General features: G+C 60.9%; 22 protein-coding genes. 1 reads left to right on the top strand and 21 read right to left on the bottom strand.

What is annotated here, in order from left to right; all coding sequences use genetic code 11:
* Positions 1–37 precede the first annotated feature (37 nt).
* From Q1A20_RS16995 to ruvC, 16 genes are all read right to left on the bottom strand, one after another.
* Positions 38–1,714 (bottom strand): formate--tetrahydrofolate ligase, encoded by a 1,677-nt coding sequence (locus Q1A20_RS16995; RefSeq protein ID WP_299917792.1) that lies wholly within the window; start codon positions 1,712–1,714, stop codon positions 38–40.
* A 147-nt stretch (positions 1,715–1,861) separates the two neighbouring features.
* Positions 1,862–2,458 carry an MOSC domain-containing protein gene (locus Q1A20_RS16990; protein ID WP_299917790.1) on the bottom strand — a complete coding sequence of 199 codons (597 nt, stop codon included), beginning with the start codon at positions 2,456–2,458 and terminating at the stop codon, positions 1,862–1,864.
* 115 nt (positions 2,459–2,573) lie between these two features.
* A complete protein-coding gene (ftsH, locus tag Q1A20_RS16985; RefSeq protein ID WP_299917788.1) occupies positions 2,574–4,499 on the bottom strand; it encodes an ATP-dependent zinc metalloprotease FtsH in 1,926 nt (641 codons plus the stop codon).
* Positions 4,500–4,579: 80 nt separating this feature from the next.
* On the bottom strand, positions 4,580–5,827 hold the full coding sequence (tilS, locus tag Q1A20_RS16980) for a tRNA lysidine(34) synthetase TilS (protein ID WP_299917785.1): 1,248 nt from the start codon (positions 5,825–5,827) through the stop codon (positions 4,580–4,582).
* A gap of 4 nt (positions 5,828–5,831) precedes the next feature.
* Entirely contained in the window at positions 5,832–6,662 is an 831-nt protein-coding gene (gene ybgF / locus Q1A20_RS16975; RefSeq protein WP_299406242.1) for a tol-pal system protein YbgF, read from the bottom strand.
* Positions 6,663–6,666: 4 nt separating this feature from the next.
* Positions 6,667–7,182 (bottom strand): peptidoglycan-associated lipoprotein Pal, encoded by a 516-nt coding sequence (pal, locus tag Q1A20_RS16970; protein ID WP_299406244.1) that lies wholly within the window; start codon positions 7,180–7,182, stop codon positions 6,667–6,669.
* Between the two features lie 86 nt (positions 7,183–7,268).
* A complete protein-coding gene (gene tolB, locus Q1A20_RS16965) occupies positions 7,269–8,600 on the bottom strand; it encodes a Tol-Pal system beta propeller repeat protein TolB (protein WP_299406247.1) in 1,332 nt (443 codons plus the stop codon).
* Positions 8,597–9,718 (bottom strand): energy transducer TonB, encoded by a 1,122-nt coding sequence (locus Q1A20_RS16960; RefSeq protein WP_299917782.1) that lies wholly within the window; start codon positions 9,716–9,718, stop codon positions 8,597–8,599. Before Q1A20_RS16960 ends, tolB begins: the two co-directional genes overlap by 4 nt.
* A gap of 7 nt (positions 9,719–9,725) precedes the next feature.
* A complete protein-coding gene (gene tolR / locus Q1A20_RS16955) occupies positions 9,726–10,223 on the bottom strand; it encodes a protein TolR (RefSeq protein ID WP_298972165.1) in 498 nt (165 codons plus the stop codon).
* 3 nt (positions 10,224–10,226) lie between these two features.
* Positions 10,227–10,922 carry a protein TolQ gene (tolQ, locus tag Q1A20_RS16950; RefSeq protein ID WP_298972163.1) on the bottom strand — a complete coding sequence of 232 codons (696 nt, stop codon included), beginning with the start codon at positions 10,920–10,922 and terminating at the stop codon, positions 10,227–10,229.
* A 99-nt stretch (positions 10,923–11,021) separates the two neighbouring features.
* On the bottom strand, positions 11,022–11,420 hold the full coding sequence (gene ybgC / locus Q1A20_RS16945) for a tol-pal system-associated acyl-CoA thioesterase (RefSeq protein WP_299406641.1): 399 nt from the start codon (positions 11,418–11,420) through the stop codon (positions 11,022–11,024).
* The gene (locus Q1A20_RS16940) at positions 11,417–11,776 is read right to left on the bottom strand and encodes a nuclear transport factor 2 family protein (RefSeq protein ID WP_299406252.1); all 360 of its coding nucleotides are present in this window, start codon (positions 11,774–11,776) and stop codon (positions 11,417–11,419) included. The genes ybgC and Q1A20_RS16940 overlap by 4 nt, the downstream gene beginning before the upstream one ends.
* Positions 11,773–12,396: a hypothetical protein gene (locus Q1A20_RS16935; RefSeq protein WP_299406643.1), complete on the bottom strand. Its 624-nt coding sequence runs from the start codon at positions 12,394–12,396 to the stop codon at positions 11,773–11,775. The genes Q1A20_RS16940 and Q1A20_RS16935 overlap by 4 nt, the downstream gene beginning before the upstream one ends.
* 57 nt (positions 12,397–12,453) lie before the next feature.
* Positions 12,454–13,476, bottom strand: coding sequence for a Holliday junction branch migration DNA helicase RuvB (gene ruvB / locus Q1A20_RS16930; RefSeq protein WP_298972159.1), 1,023 nt, complete (start codon positions 13,474–13,476; stop codon positions 12,454–12,456).
* Positions 13,477–13,505: 29 nt separating this feature from the next.
* Entirely contained in the window at positions 13,506–14,165 is a 660-nt protein-coding gene (gene ruvA, locus Q1A20_RS16925; RefSeq protein ID WP_299917777.1) for a Holliday junction branch migration protein RuvA, read from the bottom strand.
* Complete coding sequence (ruvC, locus tag Q1A20_RS16920; RefSeq protein ID WP_299406258.1) at positions 14,162–14,668, bottom strand: crossover junction endodeoxyribonuclease RuvC; 507 nt, start codon at positions 14,666–14,668, stop codon at positions 14,162–14,164. The genes ruvA and ruvC overlap by 4 nt, the downstream gene beginning before the upstream one ends.
* Before the next feature lie 330 nt (positions 14,669–14,998).
* On the opposite strand from ruvC, the gene Q1A20_RS16915 reads away from it, so the two are divergent.
* Entirely contained in the window at positions 14,999–15,217 is a 219-nt protein-coding gene (locus Q1A20_RS16915) for a DUF1127 domain-containing protein (RefSeq protein WP_298972153.1), read from the top strand.
* Positions 15,218–15,362: 145 nt separating this feature from the next.
* Here Q1A20_RS16915 and Q1A20_RS16910 read toward each other — a convergent pair whose 3' ends face one another.
* The 5 genes from Q1A20_RS16910 to Q1A20_RS16890 all read right to left on the bottom strand — a co-directional run bounded on the left by Q1A20_RS16910 (position 15,363) and on the right by Q1A20_RS16890 (position 21,641).
* On the bottom strand, positions 15,363–15,704 hold the full coding sequence (locus Q1A20_RS16910) for a hypothetical protein (RefSeq protein ID WP_299406260.1): 342 nt from the start codon (positions 15,702–15,704) through the stop codon (positions 15,363–15,365).
* Between the two features lie 103 nt (positions 15,705–15,807).
* Positions 15,808–16,683 carry a 50S ribosomal protein L11 methyltransferase gene (locus Q1A20_RS16905; protein WP_299406263.1) on the bottom strand — a complete coding sequence of 292 codons (876 nt, stop codon included), beginning with the start codon at positions 16,681–16,683 and terminating at the stop codon, positions 15,808–15,810.
* Complete coding sequence (locus Q1A20_RS16900) at positions 16,683–18,074, bottom strand: MATE family efflux transporter (RefSeq protein ID WP_299406265.1); 1,392 nt, start codon at positions 18,072–18,074, stop codon at positions 16,683–16,685. Before Q1A20_RS16900 ends, Q1A20_RS16905 begins: the two co-directional genes overlap by 1 nt.
* Positions 18,071–19,303 (bottom strand): MFS transporter, encoded by a 1,233-nt coding sequence (locus Q1A20_RS16895; RefSeq protein WP_299406268.1) that lies wholly within the window; start codon positions 19,301–19,303, stop codon positions 18,071–18,073. Before Q1A20_RS16895 ends, Q1A20_RS16900 begins: the two co-directional genes overlap by 4 nt.
* Before the next feature lie 142 nt (positions 19,304–19,445).
* Positions 19,446–21,641, bottom strand: coding sequence for a primosomal protein N' (locus Q1A20_RS16890; RefSeq protein WP_299917776.1), 2,196 nt, complete (start codon positions 21,639–21,641; stop codon positions 19,446–19,448).
* Positions 21,642–21,741 lie beyond the last annotated feature (100 nt).

The raw sequence follows: 21,741 nt of genomic DNA, 5'->3' as shown, positions 1-21,741 counted from the left end.
TGCTGCCCCTTTTCACATCACGGGTGACGCCTTGGCCTTAGAACAGGCCTTCGACGTCACCATTTGCGTTGAGTTTGATGTTTTCGGCGGAAGGCACGCGCGGCAGGCCGGGCATCGTCATGATCTCACCACAGATCGCCACCACAAATCCGGCCCCCGCGCTCAGGCGGACCTCACGTACCGGGATGTCAAACCCTGTGGGCGCGCCGCGCTCATTGGGATCGGTGGTGAAGCTATACTGGGTTTTCGCCATGCAGACCGGCAGGTTGCCGTATCCCTGATCTTCCCAATCCTTCAGCTGGTTGAGGATTTTCTGATCCATCTGGGCGCTGTCGGCACGGTAGATCTTTGTCGCGATGGTGTTGATCTTCTCCGCAAGGCTCATCTCATCGGGGTAGATCGGCGCGAAATTCGCCTCATCCGCGTCGATGACTTCGGCAACTTTGGTCGCAAGATCGGCTGATCCTTCGGAGCCCAACTCCCAGTGACGGGACAGAACCGCCTCGGAGCCTTGGCTTGCGACGTAGTCTTTGACCGCCTGCACTTCTGCGTCGGTATCGGTGACAAAATGGTTGATGGCGACCACCACCGGCACGTCGAAGGATTTGACGTTCTCGATGTGACGACCCAGGTTGGCGCAGCCGTTTTTCACCGCATCGACGTTTTCCGCACCCAGGTCCGCTTTGGCAACGCCGCCGTTCATCTTCATCGCGCGCACGGTGGCCACAACCACAACACAAGACGGGGCAAGCCCAGCCTTGCGGCATTTGATGTTGAGGAATTTCTCGGCCCCGAGGTCCGCGCCAAAGCCCGCTTCGGTCACAACATAATCGGCCAGTTTCAGGGCCGTTGTAGTGGCGATCACCGAGTTACAGCCGTGCGCGATATTCGCGAAGGGGCCACCGTGCACGAAGGCCGGGTTGTTTTCCAGCGTCTGCACGAGGTTCGGCTGCATCGCGTCCTTGAGCAGGACGGTCATCGCGCCATCGGCTTTGATGTCGCGCGCGAAGACGGGCGAGCGGTCGCGGCGGTAGGCCACGATCATGTCGCCCAGACGTTTCTGCAAATCATCGAGGTTCTTGGAGAGGCACAGGATCGCCATGACCTCGGAGGCCACGGTGATGTCGAAACCGGCTTCGCGTGGGAAGCCATTGGCGACACCGCCCAGAGAGGTGGTGATTTGACGCAACGCACGGTCGTTCATGTCCACAACTCGGCGCCAGACAACACGGCGAGTGTCGATCTCCAGCGCATTGCCCCAGTAGATGTGGTTGTCGATCATCGCTGACAGCAGCGAGTGCGCGGAGGTGATCGCATGGAAGTCACCGGTGAAGTGCAGGTTCATCTCTTCCATCGGAACGATCTGCGCGTAACCGCCGCCCGCGGCACCGCCCTTCATGCCGAAGTTTGGCCCCAGGGAGGCTTCACGGATGCACACGGCGGCCTTTTTGCCGATGCGGTTCAGGCCATCGCCCAAGCCCACGGTGGTCGTGGTCTTGCCCTCACCGGCTGGTGTCGGATTGATCGCGGTCACGAGGATCAGCTTGCCGTCGGGACGGTCTTGCACGGAGTTGATGAAGGACTGGCTGACCTTCGCCTTGTCATGGCCATAGGGCAAAAGGTCGTCGCTGGAGATGTCCAGTTTCGCGCCAATCTCCTGGATCGGTTTTTTCGACGCTTCACGCGCGATTTCGATGTCAGTTTTGTAAGCCATGAGAGAATCCCCGTTGAAATGCCGCGCACGGCAATGTTGCTGGAGCATGCATACGAGCGCGCAGGTGCGCGCAGAAGGGCAATTCCGACATTTCCAAGACGTCTTGCGGCGGGAAGCGCGCCAATCGTTTCTTTTCGGAAACGAATGTTACGTACGCACGTCCCCAAAATGCGCCCATACGGGCTGGTCCGGAATGTGCAATGTGACGGTATCGCCAACCGCGATGGATCCTTCCCGTTCCACCCAGGCCGTCACGCCACGCCGATTTTTCGCCGCGGGTTTGAAGGCCGGGCCAAAGCCCGGGCGGTCCTTTTCAATCTCGCGACCGGGGTAGATGCAGGGGCGGTTTTCCATGTCTATGGTGATGCTGGCTCCGCTGGGCACCTGCAGCCGCGAGGAGGGTGGGACATGGCTGAAATCCGGGATCCCTTCGATCACCATCGATGCGCCCATCCAGGCGGGATCCATCGCCTCCAACCCCATTTCCGAGGCGATCAGGGCCAGTTCTTCGGCAGAGAGAACAGAAAGCTGCCGCACATTCCGGATTTCGGTACCCTTGGGATACTGCGCCTTTGTGCGGACACAGGACGGGCGCGTCAGACCGCCATGACATTCGCCTTCAATGCCGGCAAAGGTCAGCTCTGCGGCGTTGAGCCCCTCCGCGCGCAGGGTCTCTTCGCTGTCGATGACCCGGCCCAACCATGTGACGGTTCCGGTGAAGTGTGTGGGCAATAGCGCGGGCACAAGGCAACTCCTGTTCTGGTTCAGGGGTGATCTGACCAAAGACCCATGCAAAAGAAAAGGCCCCGCCGGAGCAGGGCCTCATGATTTTTTGTGACCGCACCATCGCGCCGCGTGATCAGGTCGAAGGTTCAGGCTCCAACCCACCATCTGATGGCGGTGCTTTCTTGTTCTTCGCCTTGGCTTTCGGAATGCCGGTGACGCTTGGCGCTGATCCGCTGTCAGGCTTGTCCGCTTCATCCGAAGGCGGTACCGGCGGCTCACCGTCCATCACGCGTTTGATCTCATCGCCGGTCAGCGTCTCATACTCCAGCAGACCCTGTGCCAGACGTTCGAATTCGGTCTCACGTTCCACGATGATCTTCAGCGCCCAGTCGTATCCGTCCTGGATAAAGCGGCGCACCTCTTCCTCCACCGTCTCCTTGGTGTTGGCAGAGACGGAGAACCCCGCCGTTGCGCCCTGATACCCCTGCGCCGCTTCGGAATAGTCGATGTTGCCCACCTTGTCCGACATGCCCCATTGCAGCACCATCGCGCGTGCGAGGGCGGAGGCCTGCATGATATCGCCCGCCGGACCATTCGATACGGCCTCTTCGCCATATTTGTGAATTTCAGCGGCTTTACCGGCCATGGTCATGGCCAGACGCTGGTGGCATTCATCCTTGAACATGTTCAGGCGATCCATCTCCGGCAGGCTCATCACCATACCAAGCGCACCACCGCGCGGAATGATCGTCGCCTTGTAGACTGGATCGCATTTCGGCAGGGTCATCCCAACAAGGGCGTGCCCGGCTTCGTGGTAAGCGGTCATTTCCTTTTGCTCAGGCGTCATCACCATGGAGCGCCGTTCAGCCCCCATCATGATCTTGTCCTTGGCCTGTTCGAAATCGATCATGGTCACGAAACGACGTCCGACCCGAGCCGCGCCCAATGCAGCCTCGTTCACGAGGTTTGCCAGATCGGCACCTGAGAAACCGGGTGTGCCGCGCGCAATGATCCGAAGATCCACGTCTGGTCCAAGCGGTGTTTTACGGGCGTGCACACCGAGGATTTTCTCGCGACCCTTGATGTCGGGATTGCCGACGGTCACCTGACGGTCAAAACGACCGGGGCGCAACAGCGCGGGGTCGAGCACGTCTTTACGGTTGGTCGCGGCGATGATGATCACACCTTCGTTGGCCTCGAAACCATCCATCTCCACCAGCAACTGGTTGAGCGTCTGTTCACGCTCGTCGTTGCCGCCGCCATACCCGGCTCCCCGGTGACGGCCCACGGCGTCGATCTCGTCAATGAAGACGATGCAGGGCGCGTTTTTCTTGGCTTGCTCGAACATATCGCGGACACGGGACGCCCCCACACCAACGAACATTTCGACGAAATCGGAACCGGAGATCGTGAAGAACGGCACGCCCGCCTCGCCCGCGATCGCGCGCGCCAGCAATGTTTTACCGGTGCCGGGAGGGCCCTCAAGCAGCGCGCCTTTCGGAATTTTCCCGCCCAATCGACTAAATTTCTGCGGATTACGCAGGAATTCAACAATTTCTTCGAGCTCTTCCTTGGCTTCATCGATTCCCGCAACGTCGTCAAATGTCACGCGGCCATGCTTTTCGGTCAGCATCTTGGCCTTGGATTTGCCAAAGCCCATGGCGCCGCCTTTGCCGCCACCCTGCATTCGGTTCATGAAGTAAACCCAGACACCGATCAGCAGCAGGAATGGTAGCAGCGACATCAGGAAGGTCTGGAACCCCGACTGCTGTTGTTGCTCAGCCCGCACGGCAATGTTGTTTTCGATCAAAAGGCTCGTGATTTCAGCGTCTTCCGGCTTGATCGCGATGTAATCGACGCCGTCCTCCTGACGGAATCGCACCTGCTCACCATCCAGCGTGACGTTGCTGACATTGCCGGATTCCACCGCATTCACGAACTCAGAATAGCTGATCTCGCGGCTTTGCAATGTGCTGCCGGGGCCGCTGAACAGATTGAACAGAGCCAGGATCAGAAGGAACAGAACGACCCAAAAGGCGATGTTGCGTGCGTTACCCAACGAAATTCTCCTAAATATGCGCGTGGTGCGCACCGCAATGGTACCACCACCCGACTAAGATAGACACTGTGCCGACATGTTCAATGCGATAAAAGTGCGGCAAAAAATGCTTCTTCGTCGTTTTCCAGCTGCGCGTGCCATCCGTTGGCAAAGCCCGCCAAGGGTGCCGCGACCACTTCGGACCCCTTCCAGATCGCTGGCGTGCTGCACAAGAGCGCGCGCGGCCTGCCGGTTTCGCGCCAGGTCTCGATCTGGGTCAATCCTTCGGAGCCCAGGGCCGCGATGCGGGCGGCCCCATCCATCGCGCCTCCCCGCATCTGCCATCGGCCATCCCATACCTCGTTCAGCGGACAGGTCAGGTCGCGCACCGGATTAAACTCCCGAAACACCCAGAGCTTCTCCGGATCACGCCATGTCTGACAACCGTCAAGGGTCGCGGTCACGCCTTGTTTCAGCGCCTCTATCATCCCCAGAACGGCCTTGCGGCGCGGTGGGTACTCTGAGCCGCCAACCCAGCCAATTGCGCTCACCAGAATGCGGCGTGCCGTTTCATCCGGCAAGGTTCTGTAGGCGCGCCAGTCGATACAAACCGCGCCCGCATCAATGGTGACCATCGACCGGGCGGAGAGAAAGGCCTGCCATGCCAGGGCATCCCGCGCGCGTGCCATGTTGAAGGCCACCTGCCCCAGCGTCTGCGCGTCGATGCCAAGGGGTTCCAACACCGCCAAAGCCTGACGGGTTTTGATACGGTCATATCGCGTGTCGTCGTTGCTTGGGTCGTTGCACCAGGCAACACCGCGGGCTTGCAATTCACCTCTCAGCTGGGCCCGGCGAATGGTCAGCAAGGGACGAATCCAGGTAATCCCGTCAGCTGTTCGGCGCGGTGACATGGCAGCAAGGCCATCTACACCGGCACCGCGCGCCAGGCGCATTAAAACCGTCTCTGCCTGATCATCACAGGTGTGGCCCAATGCGACAAACCGCAGGCCGCGTTCACGTGCCCATTCCGAAATCAACCGATACCGGGCCCGGCGAGCTTCGTTCTGCAGGTTTCCGCGATTGTCCCACCCTGTCCAATGCACAATCTCATAGGGCAGTTTCAGATCCCTGCAAATGCGTTTGACAAAAGCCGCTTCCTCCGCCGCTTCTGACCGCAGCCCGTGATCCACTGTAACCACATGCAGCTGCGTCCCATGAACGCCCGCGAAATCATGCAGCAAATGCAAAAGCGCGAGGGAATCGCTGCCACCGGAGACCGCAACGCCAAGGGCGCTTGGCGGATTGGGCAGCAGGTGCTTTGCCAACACCCCGCCCGGATCCGGAGGCATTACATCATGCACAGCCCAGCGATTGCATCTCGGTACGGGCCTGTTCTGCGGCGGGATCGCTTGGGAACCGCAATCCAACCTCGCCCAGCGTGATGCAAGCCTCCTGCGTTTGGCCCAGCCCACCAAGGGACCGGCCCAGACGGTAAAGCGACTGTGGCGCCACCGGGCCCGTCGGATCCACGCTGAAACTGTTCAGATAGGCACGGGCAGCCTCGCGCGTGTCGCCCAGACCTTCAAGCGCTTCGCCCCGGCCAAGGTCGGCCCCGGCCGCCAATGGCCCGCCCGGATAGGTCGCGCTGAACGTGGCAAACAGCGCGGCCGCATTCTGAAAATCGCCTTCCGCCAGAGCGGCCTGCGCCTTTTTGAAATCTTCCTCTTCGCCAACGGCCAGTTGTGTGCCCCCTTCCGGGAGGACCGGGGCGCTGCCTGCACCGGGCGTGGGCGTCGCGGCTGTGGCAACATCACCGCCAAGGGTGGTGGTTTCGCCGAGCGCGGCAATATCGCCGCCCTCCAGCTCCACCAGACGGAACTCCAGATCACCGATCCGGTTGGTGCCATCCTCGACGATCCGATTGATGCGGAACTCAAGCTCCTCGGTCTTGGAGGTCAACCGCTGCATCTCGCTTTCGATCACGTTCATCCGGTCAAGCACGGAACCCCCCGTTTGATCCACGGACGGCGCGCCCGTGGTCGACAGTTCGCGCCGGAGTTTCTGGATTTCGACGTAGAGCACCGTCATTTCCTGACGGATGTCCGCAAGGGTCTGATCGTTCTGTGCCGCCGCGCTCAGCGGGGCAAGGGCGATGCAGGTTACAAGTGCAGCTAGGATGCGCATGGCGTTACCCTGTCAATCCACCCGCCAGCACCGTCACCGCGCGGCGGTTCTTGGCGTAGCAGGCCTCGTTGGAACAAATCTCGATCGGGCGTTCTTTGCCGTAGCTGACGGTGCGCAGCCGATTGCCCGCAACCCCCTTGGACACCAGATATTCGCGCACGGAATTGGCGCGGCGGGCACCCAATGCGACGTTATATTCGCGGGTGCCCTGTTCGTCCGCATGCCCTTCGATGATCGCGGTGAAGTCGGTGTTGGTCAGCAGCCATGTGGCCTGACCATCCAGCACCACCTGACCTTCAGGCGTCAGGTTCGACTGATCCACGGCAAAAAGCACCCGGTCCCCGATGGTCTGGTTGAAATAGGCCGCGGATGTTGGGTCATTGGCGCTGCCCGGAACAACGGGGCCGCCAGCACCACCGATACCCCCGCCGGCACCATCGCCGCCCAGGCGGCTCGGGTCGGTACAGGCCGCAAGCGCAAGGCCCGCAACCAGAAGAAGAATTTTTGCTGTCGTTGTCATGGTCTCTGCCTCATATTCCAAGTTTGGTTGTTATTTTATTGGAGTTTTACCACAGGCAAGCGCCCATGGAAACGATTTCAAGGGGTTCAATTCTGCAAAGGCGACCATGACGGGTCCGACCCGCCATCCGGCGTACTGACGGGTCGCAGATTACGGCCTGAGATATCAACGGAGTAGAGCGACGAGCGCCCGCCTTCGCCCTGGGTTTCGCGGGTAAACATGATCACACGACCGTTCGGGGCCCATGTCGGGCCTTCATCGAGGAAAGAGGCGGTCAGGAGCCGCTCTTCGGATCCATCCGTGCGCATGACGCCGATATGAAACCGCCCGCTGTTCTGCTTGGTAAAGGCGATCAGGTCCCCACGCGGTGACCAGACGGGTGTGCCATAGCGCCCGGGGCCAAAGGAGATCCGTCGCGCCTCGCCGCCCCCTGCGGGCATGATATAGAGCTGTTGTGAGCCGGACCTGTCACTTTCAAAGACGATCTGGCTGCCATCGGGTGAAAAACTCGGCGCGGTTTCAATCGACGGCGTGGAGGTCAGCCGGGTGGCCCGGCCCCCGGCGATATTCATCGCCCAGATATCGGTATTACCGCCCTGGCTCAGCGAAAAAACGATGTTCTGCCCATCGGGGGCAAACCGGGGCGCAAAGCTCATGGTGCCGTCCTGGCTCTCCAACTCGCGGCGCTGCACCGACCCCACGTTCAGCACGTAGATGCGCGGGAAACCCGTTTCATAGCTGGTGTAAAGCACGCGGTCGCCGTTGGGCGAAAACCGCGGGGCCAGCACAATCGCGCTGCTGTCGGTCAGGTACTGCACGTTGGCACCGTCGTAATCCATGATCGCCAGCCGCTTCTGCCGCGCATCCTTGCCGCCGGTTTCAGACACATAGACCACCCGGCTGTCGAAATAGCCGCCCTCGCCGGTGATCCGGCTATAAACGGCATCGGCCACTTTATGCGCCATGCGGCGCCAACCATCGGTGGTGCCGGTGAACTGCAGGCCCGACCCCATCTCTGCCCCGGAAAACACGTCATAAAGGCGGAACTTGACGTTCAACTGCCCGCCCTGCACGGCCACCGCCCCGGTGATCAGCGCCTGTGCGTTGATCGCTTTCCAATCGGCATATTGAACGGGGGCTGCAAAGCTGCTGATGTTGCTGATGAAGGCATTTGCCGGAATTTCCCGAAAGAGCCCGGTGCCCGAGAGATCGGCGGAGACCACCTGACTGATCTGTGCGGCCAGACCGCTGGCATCGCCGGTCTCTGCTTCAAAGATCGGCAGGGCAAAGGGCAAGGGCTCGATCACGCCCTCGGTGATCTCGATCCGTAACGGGCCGTCGCTTTGTGCCTGCACTTGGCTTACGGGCACTGCGGTCAATCCAAGGGCCGCAACCAGCATCATTCCCAGAAGTCTCATTTGATACGCATCCTTTCGGGATTGAACGTCATCTCAATATCCTGCCACTGACTATATTTTTCTACGGGTAATTCGAAACCTTTTGCGCCACATCTGATAATTGCGCGACGTGCCGCCTCAAAGGCCTGACGGGCGGCCTGCTCGGTGCCGCCGGAACTTGATGCCATGCGGATTGACGAGGCGACCGGCTTGCCATCCTGCGACATCGCAACGCTGACCACCACCGTCGTCGCCAGCGCGTCCGTGGACAGCGAGCCGACGTTCCAACAGCTGGAGACGGCAATCCGCAGGGCTTCCTTTTCACCCGCCGACAGGGGCGGGCCTTGCGGCGTGGATGGCGCACTGGACTCGGTGGCCAACGCTTCGGCAAGCGCGGAGGCCACCGCATCCTCAGTAGTGTCGGAGGGCGTTTCCGCGGTGGGCGCTTCGGGTTCAGGGGTTTCAGCCGGTTGCGCCGTCTCTACCGGCGCTTCCGGTCGGCGCGCCGGGGGCCGGGCGGATGTGGTCGGCAAAGCACTCGGCTTTTCCGCCTCGGTCACGATTTCTGTTGCGGCGGCTTCGGGCGCTGTGGCTTCAGCGGGATCTTCAGGTGTCTCCCCCGCCTCATCTGGAACCACCGCTTCCTGCTCCACCGGGTCGGGTATGGCTTCGGGGTCGGGCTGGGCCACGGCTTCGGGCGCAACGCGTTCGGAAGCCTCCGGGACAGGTGTATCGCTGACCTCAGGCACCAAGACAGCCACATCCGCAGGCGGCTCTGGCAAGATTGGCGCCTCATCACTCACGTCTGCCTGTGGTGGGGCCAGTTGAGACACATCCGGCGCATCCTCGGCATCCGGCGTTTCGGCCTGCGCGGGGGGCGTCTGTTCGGTTGCGGTGTCGTCGGCCGCTGCGATCTCCGGCGCATCCGGGGTGACTTCGGGGCTGGAGGGTTGCGCCACCTCCGTGGTCGATTGCGGCGCCTGTCCGGCAGCGACCATGGCGGCATATTCCGCGCCCGAAATCACCGAGACCGCACTTGCTTCAAACGGCAAAGGTTCGGCGGCAAAGACATCGCCAAAGATGAGCCACCCGATCAACAAGGTGTGACCCGCGCCCGAGATATAATGACCGGTATGCACCTCGGCCCTACCGATCCGCCCCGCCAGCGGCCCCGTCCTGGCCGTCGAGCGTGGGCCCGCCGATATCCGTCACCAACCCAATATTGGAAAACCCACCCGCGTTCAGCGCGCCCATCACTTCCATCACCCGGGAATAGGGCACCGCACCATCCGCACGCAGAAACACCTGATCGCTGGTGCGTTCGGCGGCAATAGCGCGCAGTTTTGGGATCAATTCGCCCCGCGCGGTCTCGGTGGTCTGGATCTGCAGGCTGCCTTCGGCGGTAATCGTGATGGTCAGCGGCTCTTCCTGATCTGCAGGCAAAGCGCCAGCGGCGGTTTTGGGCAGCTCGACCGGCACACCCACGGTCAAAAGGGGCGCTGCCACCATGAAGATGATCAGCAACACCAGCATTACGTCTACGAAAGGGGTGACATTGATCTCGGACATCGGCTGTGGCTTGCCGCGCCCGCGACGTCTGCGCCGCGTGCCCTCGCCCTGATTTTGTATAACACCCGCGCCCATCGGTCAGCTGTCCAACTGGCGGCTGAGGATGGTGGCAAATTCGTCGGCAAAAGCCTCGTAGCCGGAGAGGATCTTGTCGCAATCCGCACTCAGCTTGTTGTAGAAAATCACCGCCGGGATCGCCGCCAGAAGGCCAAGCCCGGTGGCCAGCAGAGCCTCGGCAATGCCGGGCGCCACAACCGCGAGGTTGGTGTTCTGCTGCTCCGCGATCTCGATAAACGCATTCATGATGCCCACGACGGTCCCGAAAAGGCCGATGAAGGGTGCGGATGACCCCACGGTTGCCAGAACGGTCAACCCACCGCGCAAGTAATCAGCCTCTTTGTTGATGGCCACATCCATCGACCGGTCAATCCGCGATGTCGCCCCCGCGATAAGCCCACCATCATCTCGGTGCGAGCGCCGCCATTCCGTCATACCGGCCGCGAATATCTTTTCCGAACTGCCTGAAGGGGCCGGGCCAACGGCCTCAAAGAGCCCGTCCAACGGTTCACCGGACCAGAACGCCTGATCAAATTCACCGGCCTCGGCACGGGCGCGCCGAAAGATCAGCAGCTTCATCACAATGATCGACCAGGACCAGAACGAGGCCACGATCAGCATGATCATCACGAGTTTGACGATTAATGTCGCGCGGGCAAACAGCCCCCAGAATGAGAAATCAATCTCATGCGCCAGTGCCAGCGTTTCTGCTTCCATGATGCCTGCTCTTTACTTTGTACCGCTTTGGGCCGTTTTGCCGACCTCAATTTCACGCGATTCTAACGAAGAACAACCGGGATTGCTATCACTATGCTGTCATGAGGCAGGACTAATTGGCATTAAGCGGAGTTCTGCTGGCAGCCGGACGGGTTTTCCGCCCGCCCCGATGCAAGCAATTGTCACATCGGCGGTAAAGAGCACGTCATCGCCGCGCAGCACTTTCTGCGCCATGATCATCCGGGCGGGTGTCAATTTCACCAGCGCTGTGTGGACGTCCAGCGCATCGTCAAACCGCGCGGGTTGAATATAATCGGCTTCGATCCGGCGCACGGCAAAAACAACGCCCTGCGCCTTCATCGCCAACTGGTCGATGCCTATTTCGCGCACCCAGTCGCTGCGGGCCCGTTCGATGTAGCGCAGGTAATTGGCGTAATAGACAATACCCGCCATGTCGGTGTCTTCATAATAGACGCGGATCGGGAATCTGTGCATCAGCCGTCTTCCGCACGATGACAGGCGGCGGCCTGCACCACCAGCCCATCAGCGCCGAAATATAGGATTTCGGCGGCAAGCACCCCGTGGTGGTTCAGATAACTGATCACCATCATGTCGTGCCCCTCAAACACGTCCTCAACGGTGAAGATCAGGTCAGGCTGCGCCTCCAACGCTTGCGCCCAATAGCTTCGCAGCGCCGCCTTGCCACGGATCACGCCGCTACCGGTCAACGCCTGCGCCTTGCGCGACTGAAAAAGGATGTCCTCGCTATAATGCGACAGGATGCGATCCAGATCATGGCTGTTCCATCCCGCTTGCCAGGTCTTGGCAAAAGCCTGAAAATCCATCTCCCTCATTGCATCTGCCCCACCCGTGCCGCCAGCCTCAATGCGTGGCTGGGGTCTTGCGCAGCCGCTGGCAGGACCGGATCATAGGCCGCCCGGATCAGCGCGGAAACATCGGGGCGCAAAATCGTTTTATCCCCGGCCACCGCCAAGGGCGACTTTGCCCGAAACGCCTTATCCGACCACAGCAACACCGACTGCACGATCTGGCTCAGCGCCAGGGTCTCGGCAGGCACCGCACTTAAGTCTTCGTCCATCCGCAGGAACACAAAACACGCCTTGATCGCCCCATCCGGATCAAAGTGGAAAATCCGGTACTGATTGGCCTCAACAGATTTCAGCCGCGCCACCAGCGAGCCGAGTTCAGGGATCAGCCGGTCCAGCCCCGGCACTTCGGGCAATTCGTCCCATTCCCGAAAAAAGAACACCATCAGATTGCTGCCCAGCTCCGGATCCGTCTCCGCCATCTGATGTCCCGACAGCACCATCACCGCTTCCAGAGCCCCTTTGACAACGGACAACGTCTCATCCGTCACCCCAAAGATGATCGGCGCGATGGGCCGGCCCCACCGGGCAAAGGCAAAATCACCGCTTTCGCGGGTAAACAGCGCTTCGATCTCGGCAACCTCCATCATGCGCTTCTTCTGGCCCGAAATATCCCCGCCGGAGGCATAAATCTCTTCTCCACCCTATTTTTCGAACAAATCGGTCTGCGTTTTGGGCGGCTGCATCCCCAGATGCGTCCAGCCTTTTTGCGCCAGCATCCGCCCGCGCTGGGTCCGCTGGATCAGCCCCTGTTGCAACAAAAACGGCTCGATCACCTCTTCCAACGCATCCCGACTTTCCGACAATGCCGCACTCAGCGTCTCGATCCCGACCGGGCCGCCCGCGTAGTTCTCGGCGATCAGCTGCAAATACCGACGGTCCGCCCCATCGAGCCCCAGATGATCCACACCCAGCCGCGTCAGCGCCATATCGGCAAGGTCACGGGTCACATGGCCATCCCCCTCAACCACGGCGAAATCCACGACGCGGCGCAACAACCGTCCGGCAATCCGCGGGGTACCCCGTGCACGGCGCGCAATCTCCCGGGCGCCGCCTTGATCCGCCGGGGCCCCAAGCTTGCGGGCATTGCGGTCCACAATGACAAAAAGCTCGTCCTCGGTGTAGAACTGCAGCCGTGTGGGAATGCCGAACCGGTCGCGCAAGGGCGTGGTCAGCAACCCCATACGCGTGGTCGCCCCCACCAGCGTAAAGGGCTGCAATTCGATCCGCACGGTGCGCGCCGCAGGGCCTTCGCCAATCACCAGATCCAGCTCGAAATCCTCCAGGGCCGGGTAGAGCACTTCTTCCACCGCCGGGTTTAGCCGGTGAATCTCATCGATAAACAAAACATCGCGTGGTTCCAGATTGGTCAGGATTGCCGCCAGATCACCCGCCTTGGCCAGAACCGGCCCACTGGTCATGCGGAACCCCACGCCCAGTTCCCGCGCCATGATCTGGGCCAATGTCGTCTTGCCTAAGCCCGGGGGCCCGTGGAACAGCGTATGATCCATCGCCTCCCCACGCTGCCGCGCCGACTGAATAAAAACACGCAGGTTTGCGCGGGCCTCCGCCTGCCCTACAAATTCATCGAGCATCTGCGGCCGCAGGGCGCGGTCCACATCCTCAGGCATCGGCTCGGGCCGCACGGTGGGGTCGATGTCGCTCATAAGATGTCCTGTACCGGGCTCACCGCACCCTAGCCCTTGGGCGCCAGAAGTTTCAACGCCGCACGGATCAATGCAGGTGTATCAGCGTCCGGCGCCTCCCCTGCCGCCTGCGCCACTGCCCCCGCCGCATCACCAGGGCCGTAGCCAAGGTTGCCCAGGGCCGAAAGCGCATCCGCCTGTGCGGAGGAGGCCACCTGCGCAGCAGGTGCAGCCGGGGGGGAGGTCTCGATGACCTCCGCCACGGCTTCTACACTGGCGGCGGCAACGGTCCCGCCCATCGCCATCACGCCGGGGGCCTTGTCTTTCAAATCAAGCACAAGGCGCTGTGCGATCTTGGGCCCGACGCCCTTGGCCGCCTTGACCGCATTCCAATCGCCCAAGGCAATGGCCCGGCTCACCCCGTCGGGTCCCAGAGTACCCAGAATAGCCAGGGAAGCTTTGGCACCTACCCCCTGAACCGAGGTCAGCAATCGGTACCATTCCTTCTCCGCCAATGTGGTGAAGCCGAAAAGCTGCATCAGGTCCTCGCGCACAACCAGATCGGTGAACAGAGCCACGACCTCTCCAACCCCGGGCAGCGCCGCCATGGTCCGATCCGAGCAATAGACCAGGTAGCCGACACCGCGCACATCGATCAGCACATGGTCGGCGGCTCTATAATCAATCCGCCCGGTAATCTTGCCAATCATGCACGCGCCCTTTCGATGGCTGCACTTAACCCGCCGGCACCGCTATGATGCGCGTGGCAAATCGCAATCGCCAGCGCGTCAGCGGCATCTGGTCCTGCAATCTCCGCGCCGGGCAGTTGCAGCTGGACCATGTGCAAGACCTGAGCCTTGTCCGCATGACCGACACCAACCACGGCCTTTTTGACCGTATTCGGCGCATATTCACCAACGCTGATCCCCGCCTGCGCGGGCACCAGCATTGCGATCCCCCGCGCCTGCCCAAGCTTGAGCGTGCCTGCACCATCCTTATTAACAAATGTCTGTTCCACCGCCGCCTGTTGTGGCGCGAATTCTGCGATAATGACAGATAGCTGCTCGTGCAGTGACAACAGCCGCTGGCTCAGATCTGTCCCTGATGATTTGCAGATTCCATTGGCAACATGCGAAATCCGGCTGCCGGCAACATCCACCATGCCCCAACCGAGGTTGCGCAACCCCGGATCGATACCAATTATGCGTATCACAAGCCCTGCCCCGACATTTTGATGCTTTTTGTACGCATTAGCACGAAAGGCGAACATCCGCCAAGCAGTTCCTTTATCCTAAGGCGCAATACCGGTTTTGACGCGGCAGCAGGTCTCACGGTCCAAATGCGGCATGATCTGGCACGTTTTCGACAGACACCACCAAAGATTTTCCATTTGTTTACGGTGCGTTAACCACATATTCGACCCATGCGAAAAATGCATATCACACATGCATTTTCACATCTTGCTGAAAATCTAGGCAGGTCCTATCTGAGCCTCACAACACACCGGCCAGACCGGTTCACCTTCAGACAAAGGACGGCTAACATGACTACTTTTGATACTTCCCGCACCACCTATGGCTCCGCATCCGTTGCAAGCCGTTTCTCCAGCTTCATCAACACCACAATCGCTTCTGTGGTGGCATGGAACGACGCGCGCGTCACACGCAACGCGCTGGCGACATTGTCCGATCGTGAGCTTGAAGACATCGGCCTGAGCCGCTCCGACATCGACACCGTCGCGGAAAGCCACATCATCCGCTAAGCGGTATCGCTCTTCAAACGACAGAGCCTTTTGAAAAGAAAAACCGCCCCTTCTGGATGGAAGGGGCGGTTTTTTTACCAGTGAACATCATTGGAGGGACATTCGATTACACACTCGGAACGCGTCACGCGCGTTCCGTACCAATTCAAGGTATCATCTTCGTGAATGTTTCCGCCAGATAGCGCGAAACGACATCGGGTTGCATCACCCAGGCCGCAGCCTGTTCAAAAACGGTCCCGGAGCTTAGCGCTGCAATGCGGTTTTCATAGGTGGCAAGCCCGGTCGAGGTCAGGAGCAGGGCCTTGAACAAAAAGACACCGGCACCCATCAGAACAATTGTGCGCGGGCGGATCGGCGACCTTACCCGCTTGGGCTCGACCATAATAAGGCCGTCTTCGCCAATTTTTGCGGTATATCCACGCGCCATTTTTCTGTGCTTGGTCGTAAGCACCGCAAGGCGTTTTTCAAATTGAGCGTAATCAGACACCACACTCTCCTGACAATCAGGCCCCCACCGGATCATCATCAAATTGGCTTAAAAACGCATAAAACTCAACGCAAAGAGGTCAAATAAGGCGGAAGTGAGGCAATTAAGGCAGTTCTCTACTCAGAGTAAGCGTCGTCCAGTCAACAATCTCTTCTCGGTGCTCAAGATTGATGCCAGCCTGCGCATAAACCGCGATCACCTCATCCGCCTGTTCATTCAAAATGCCCGATAGAATCGCATGTCCGCCCGGTTGCAGGTGACGTGCCATATCGGGCGCGAGCGCCACCAGAGGTCCTTTCAGGATATTGGCAAAGATCAGATCAAAGGGGGCCGCCGCCAATAAGTCGGGATGGTCAAAGCCTGCGGCTTCCACGCATTTTACCCGTCCCTGCAGACCGTTTGCGGCCACATTGCTCGCGGCAACATCGACAGCCACCTGATCAATATCGCTGGCCAGCACCGGGTTCGGCCAGATCCGCGCCGCTGCCATCGCCAACACCGCTGTACCACAGCCAATATCGGCAACGTTCAGCCCCGACTTGCCCGCCGTCGCGAGCCTGTCCAACGCGCGCAGGCATCCCAATGTCGTACCATGGTGACCGGTGCCAAAGGCCATCGCCGCCTCAATCAACAAGGGCTCACAATTTGCGGGCACCTTGTCGGCGTCATGGCTGCCGTAGACGAAAAACCGTCCCGCCGCGACCGGTGCCAATTCGCGGCGCACATGGGCCACCCAGTCGGTTTCCGGCAATTCGGATACGACGAATGGTTTTGCACCCATCACGGTCGCCAGTAGGGTCAGCGCCGTGTCATCCGGCGTTTCGGTGAAATAGGCCCCGACTTCCCAGAGACCGGAGCCGTCCTCGACCTCGAACACCCCGACACCCGTTGGTTCTGGATCAAGCCGCTCCATCGCCGCTCCCAGTTTTTCGGCGGCAGCTTTCCCCGGCAGGGTTGTGAGGGCAGTGAAGGTTGGCATCAACGTCTCCGATATCGGTCCGGGTTCGGGTAGGGCCGCGCAGGCGGAAGGTCAAGCGCCTCTGGCGGTACGGGTCTGAGGCCTTGCACGTACCGCCATCCCCAGAGCGCCGAGGCAAGACCGACACATGCACCGGCCGCCGCCTGCCCATAGATCACGCCGGGCGCGCCGTAATACGTCGCAAGAAACGCAGCGGACGGCCAGCTGAGCAGGCCATCCTTGATCCAGTTCACAAGCGTGGACCGCCCCGGTTTGCCCAGATTGTTAAAGGCGGCATTTGAGACAAAAAGCGCCCCGATAAAGACAAACCCGCCCACGCCGATCATGGTGAAGGCGTAAAGCACCTCCGCCCCCTGCCCGGTCAATCCGAAAGCGCGGGTGACAAATGGGGTGGCCAGTGCCAGCAGCGCCCAGGTGACCAGCGTATAGGCCAGACAAAAGATCAAGGCATCGCGATAGGTGCTGCGCAGCCGGTCACAATGGCCAGCGCCGAAGTTTTGCCCGAAGATACCGCCAATCGCGCCCGAAAGCGCAAAAATCCCGCCAAAGGCCACCACTGTCAATCGGCTCACAACGGCCCAGGCGGCCACGGCATCATCCCCAAAGGGTGCCATGACGATGGTCAGAAAATAGTTGCCCGCCGGGGTTGCCATTTGCGTGGCGATGGCGGGCAGTGCCACCACCATATAGGGGCGCAAAATCGCGCGCGTGCTGGCCAGTGTCGGCCATGCGATCAAGTTGTGCTGAACCGCCGCGAAATAGAGGCCCAGGCCCATCAGCGCGATGCGAAAGCTGACGAGCCCAATGGCGGCTCCGTCAAGCCCAAGGCCCAGCCACAGGATCAGGATCGGGTCGACCACCATCAGCAGTGTGCCGGACAGCAGCGTCACATACATCGCCTTGGCGCCAAGCCCCTCTGCCCGCAGCGTACCCGATGCGATCATGCCAACGGCCATGAAGACAAGTGACGGCATGGTGAAGCCGAGGTACCGCGCCGCCAGCGCCGCCGTTTCGCCCGAGGCCCCGGCGAAGGCCACCAGATCATGTCTGAAAACCACCACAAGGGTGGCAACACAGGCCTGAATGCTGGTCGCAATGACAATGGCCGCCCCTGCCTGCGCCCGCGCGGCGTCCCGCTTACCGGCACCGATGCTGCGCGACACCAGCGCGGTGGCGGCGATCATCAGGCCGACGCCGGAGGAGACCGAAAAGAACTGCACAGCAAAGGCAAAACCAATGGCGGCCACCAGCGTGGGATCGCCCAATTGCGAAATCCACAACAGATTGGCCGCATCCACCAGGAAAACAAATGTGATGCCCATCGCGCCGGTAGCGGTCATCCGCACGACATGCCCCATGGTGGAGCCTGTCAGAAAGCGCGCGTCGCTCATTCCGCCGCGGTCGGCACCGGCCGCGAAAAGATCGTCTCATTGCCCGCTTCGGGATGGCGCGGGATGAGCGTCGCCAGGATCAGTGACACCCCCGCCATCGCCGCCGCCAAAAAGAAGACGGCCGCAGGAGACACCAGCCACATCAGCCCGAGCAGCACCGGCAGGAACACCGCAGCGATATGATTGATGGTAAAGGCGACCGCTGCGGTTGGAGCGATATCCCCCGGATCACCGATTTTCTGGAAATAGGTCTTCATCGCCAGCGCCAGCCCAAAGAACATGTGATCGATCACATAGAGCGCTGCGGCGACGGCAAACCCCCAGTCAAAGAAATAGACACCGCCATAAGCCAGAAACACGCAAACCAGCCCGGCGTATTCGAAAACCAACGCATTACGCTCCCCGTAACGGGCCACAATATGCCCCAGAAACGGCGCCACGCACATGTTGATCACCAGGTTAATCAGATAGAGGCCCACAACCTCATGCACCTCAAAGCCAAACTTCTCGACCATCATGAAACCCGCAAAGACCATGAAGATCTGCCGCCGCGCGCCGGACATGAATTGCAGTGCGTAATAGAGCCAGTAGCGTTTGCGCAGCACCATCTTTTTGATCTGCGGATGGGGCGCTTCGAACTGCGGATAGGCAATGAGCGCAAAGAGGGCGATGGCCGCGGTGATCCCGCCACCGAACATGAAGACGATGTTGTAGCTGAGCCCCAGAGGCTCCCACAGGATCATGATCACGAAGTAGACAATGAAAGTCGCAGCAGAGCCGGTCGCCAGCAACCATCCCAAAATCTGCGGCGCGCGGTCCTTGGGCAACCACTGCAATTGCAGCGACTGGTTGACCGTCTCATAATAATGAAAGCCCACGGAGCTGAGGAAGGTGAGGATCAGAATGCCCGTCAGCTGCGGGAATTGCGCGGTGATTGCCGTCGCCGCACCCAGCAGCACCAGGGAAACCAGCCCCAGCACTTGTTCCCGCACGAACAGAATGACGGCAATGACTCCCACGGCCAGAAACCCCGGTATTTCCCGGATCGTATGCAGCAGGCCAATGTCGGCACCATCGAACCCCGCGACTTCTTTGGTGAAATTGTTCAGCAGCGCGTACCAGGTGAAAAAGGCCACCGGCATCGCGAAGGCCATCAGAAACAGCAAGGTGATCGGACGCCGCCAAAACGGCATCTGTTGCGCGTCTGAGAGAGGAACAAATTGGGCCATGGACCCGGCATATGCTGTTTGCCCCCCTTTGGCGAGGCGCAAAAAAGCACAAGCTCTGTCAGGTGACGCGCAGGGGTTTCTTCTGGCCCTAAATATCCCCGCCGGAGGCCGGTCTGGTGCGTCAGCACCAGACCCATAAAACTCAATAGAAACTCTGCGGATCGATATCCACGGCCAGACGCAAATCCCCCTTGATCCGCAGCTGTCCGACCCATTTGGCCAATGCGTCCTGCAGGGGCGCAGACTTCTCGGCCTTGACCAGCAGCCGCACCCGGTGGCGCCCGCGCACCCGGGCGATCGGGGCCGGTGCGGGCCCAAAAACCTGCGCCCCGATGGCGCGCAGCGGCCCATCCTGCCGCGCCAGCTGGTTGCCCGCGTCGAATACCTTCGCCACATCCGGCCCACTGAGGATGATGCCCGCCATGCGGCCGTAGGGGGGCACACCTGCCACCTCTCTTTCACGCGCTTCCGCCGCCCAGAACCGATCTTCATCCCCCGCCAGAATGGCGCGAATGACCGGGTGCTCAGGCTGGTAGGTCTGCAAAAGGGCGGTGCCGGGCTTTTCTGCGCGGCCCGCGCGCCCCGCCACCTGTCGCATCAGCTGGAACGTGCGCTCCGCAGCCCGCAGATCGGAGCCTTGCAACCCCAGATCGGCATCAATCACCCCCACCAGCGTCAGCTTGGGGAAGTTATGGCCCTTGGCCACCAGCTGCGTGCCGATGATCACATCCGCAGCCCCCTCGGCAATCCCCTCGATCTCGGCTTTCAGCGCCCGGGCGGAGCCGTACATGTCGGAACTCAACGTGGCGATCTTTGCCTCGGGAAACAGCGCTGCGGCCTCTTCTCCCAATCGCTCGACACCCGGCCCCACGGCGGCCAGACGCCCCTCGACTTCGCAGGCGGGGCAGACATCCGGCATCGGTTTGGTCTCGCCGCATTGATGGCACACCAGCCGCTTGAGAAACCGGTGTTCCACCATGCGCGCATCACAATGATCACAGCCAATCTGATGCCCGCAGGCCCGGCAGAGCGTGATGGGCGCATAGCCGCGCCGGTTAATGAACAGCAGCGACTGTTCCCCCTTCTCCAGTCGGGAGGTCACCGCGTCCTGTAACTCTTTGGACACCCACCTTTCCGACGGCAACGCCTCTGCGCGCATGTCAATCGCACGCATCTGCGGCATCACAGCGGGGCCAAACCGCGAGGTCAGCTCCAAGCGCCGGTATTTGCCCGCCTCGGCATTGGCCCAGCTCTCCAGCGACGGCGTGGCGGAGGCCAGCACCACCTGCGCGCCGCAGATCGAAGCCCGCAACACGGCCATGTCCCGCGCATTATAAAGCACGCCCTCTTCCTGCTTGTAGGAGGTGTCGTGTTCCTCATCGACCACAATCAGACCGAGGTTCTGAAACGGCAGAAACAGCGCCGACCGCGCGCCGATCACCAATTGCGCATCGCCCTGCCCGACCATGCGCCAGATACGCCGCCGCTCGGTCATGGTGGCACCGGAATGCCATTCCGCGGGCTTTGCGCCAAAACGTTCCTCAACACGGGTCAGAAACTCTGCCGTCAGGGCGATCTCGGGCAAAAGCACCAGCGCCTGTCGCCCGGCGCGCAGGGCTGCGGCAACCGCCTCCAGATAGACTTCGGTTTTGCCGGACCCGGTCACCCCCCGCAGCAGCGTCGTGCCATATCGCCCGCCAGTGACCGCCGCCTCCAGTTGCGCGGCACCTGCTGACTGATCAGCGGTCAGTTCCTTACCGGGCAGCGCCGGATTGAGCCGTGCAAACGGCAAATCGCGCGGGCTGTCTTCTTCGGCAACGGCGTTCTGCGCCACCAGCCCCTTGACGACAGAGGTGCCAACCCCCGCCATTTCCGCCAGTTCCTTAAGCGTGAAGGACAGATCGCCATAGGCGCTCAACGCCTCCAGCACCTTGCGCCGGGCAGCGGTCATCTTGTCAGGCTCGCCCGGCCCGCGCCGATAGATCTTGCGCATCGAGGGCGGATCGCCCAACCCCGGCGCGCGCGTTGCCAGCCGCAGCATCGCAGGCATCGGGGTCAGCGTGTAATCCGCCGCGCGTTCCAGAAAGCTGCGCATCTCTTCGCGCATCGGGGCCACATCCAGCACCCTCATCACCGACCGGATCTTCGCGAGATCATAGTCGCCTTTCCCGGGCCCCCAGACCACGCCCAGCACCTTGCGCGGGCCCAATGGCACTTCGACGAAAGCCCCAAGATGGCAACCGCCTTCTGGCGCGCGGTAATCCAGCGCACGGCCCAAAGGCTGGGTTGTGAGCACGCCAATCAGATCGCCATGGTCGTAAAATTGCGGCAGCGTCAACAGGCATGCTCCGGCAGGGGTGGACAATTGAGGGTTTAAGCATCGCAGATCATGCGGTAAAGCCAAGCGCAAGAGAGAACGATGTTAGCGTTCACATACA

The organism is uncultured Roseobacter sp. (assembly GCF_947501835.1).
Taxonomy (GTDB): domain Bacteria; phylum Pseudomonadota; class Alphaproteobacteria; order Rhodobacterales; family Rhodobacteraceae; genus Roseobacter.
The sequence above is the reverse complement of the archived record's forward strand: the minus strand, read 5'-3'. Positions and strand labels throughout refer to the sequence as shown.

What these genes read in the sequence shown, in the direction of transcription:
- Q1A20_RS16995 (WP_299917792.1), bottom strand. Translation starts at nt 1,714, where the DNA reads ATGGCTTACAAAACTGACATCGAAATCGCGCGTGAAGCGTCGAAAAAA.
- tilS (WP_299917785.1), bottom strand. Translation starts at nt 5,827, where the DNA reads ATGCCTCCGGATCCGGGCGGGGTGTTGGCAAAGCACCTGCTGCCCAAT.
- ybgF (WP_299406242.1), bottom strand. Translation starts at nt 6,662, where the DNA reads ATGCGCATCCTAGCTGCACTTGTAACCTGCATCGCCCTTGCCCCGCTG.
- pal (WP_299406244.1), bottom strand. Translation starts at nt 7,182, where the DNA reads ATGACAACGACAGCAAAAATTCTTCTTCTGGTTGCGGGCCTTGCGCTT.
- tolB (WP_299406247.1), bottom strand. Translation starts at nt 8,600, where the DNA reads ATGAGACTTCTGGGAATGATGCTGGTTGCGGCCCTTGGATTGACCGCA.
- tolR (WP_298972165.1), bottom strand. Translation starts at nt 10,223, where the DNA reads ATGGGCGCGGGTGTTATACAAAATCAGGGCGAGGGCACGCGGCGCAGA.
- tolQ (WP_298972163.1), bottom strand. Translation starts at nt 10,922, where the DNA reads ATGGAAGCAGAAACGCTGGCACTGGCGCATGAGATTGATTTCTCATTC.
- Q1A20_RS16940 (WP_299406252.1), bottom strand. Translation starts at nt 11,776, where the DNA reads ATGAGGGAGATGGATTTTCAGGCTTTTGCCAAGACCTGGCAAGCGGGA.
- Q1A20_RS16935 (WP_299406643.1), bottom strand. Translation starts at nt 12,396, where the DNA reads ATGGAGGTTGCCGAGATCGAAGCGCTGTTTACCCGCGAAAGCGGTGAT.
- ruvB (WP_298972159.1), bottom strand. Translation starts at nt 13,476, where the DNA reads ATGAGCGACATCGACCCCACCGTGCGGCCCGAGCCGATGCCTGAGGAT.
- ruvA (WP_299917777.1), bottom strand. Translation starts at nt 14,165, where the DNA reads ATGATTGGCAAGATTACCGGGCGGATTGATTATAGAGCCGCCGACCAT.
- Q1A20_RS16915 (WP_298972153.1), top strand. Translation starts at nt 14,999, where the DNA reads ATGACTACTTTTGATACTTCCCGCACCACCTATGGCTCCGCATCCGTT.
- Q1A20_RS16905 (WP_299406263.1), bottom strand. Translation starts at nt 16,683, where the DNA reads ATGCCAACCTTCACTGCCCTCACAACCCTGCCGGGGAAAGCTGCCGCC.
- Q1A20_RS16900 (WP_299406265.1), bottom strand. Translation starts at nt 18,074, where the DNA reads ATGAGCGACGCGCGCTTTCTGACAGGCTCCACCATGGGGCATGTCGTG.
- Q1A20_RS16895 (WP_299406268.1), bottom strand. Translation starts at nt 19,303, where the DNA reads ATGGCCCAATTTGTTCCTCTCTCAGACGCGCAACAGATGCCGTTTTGG.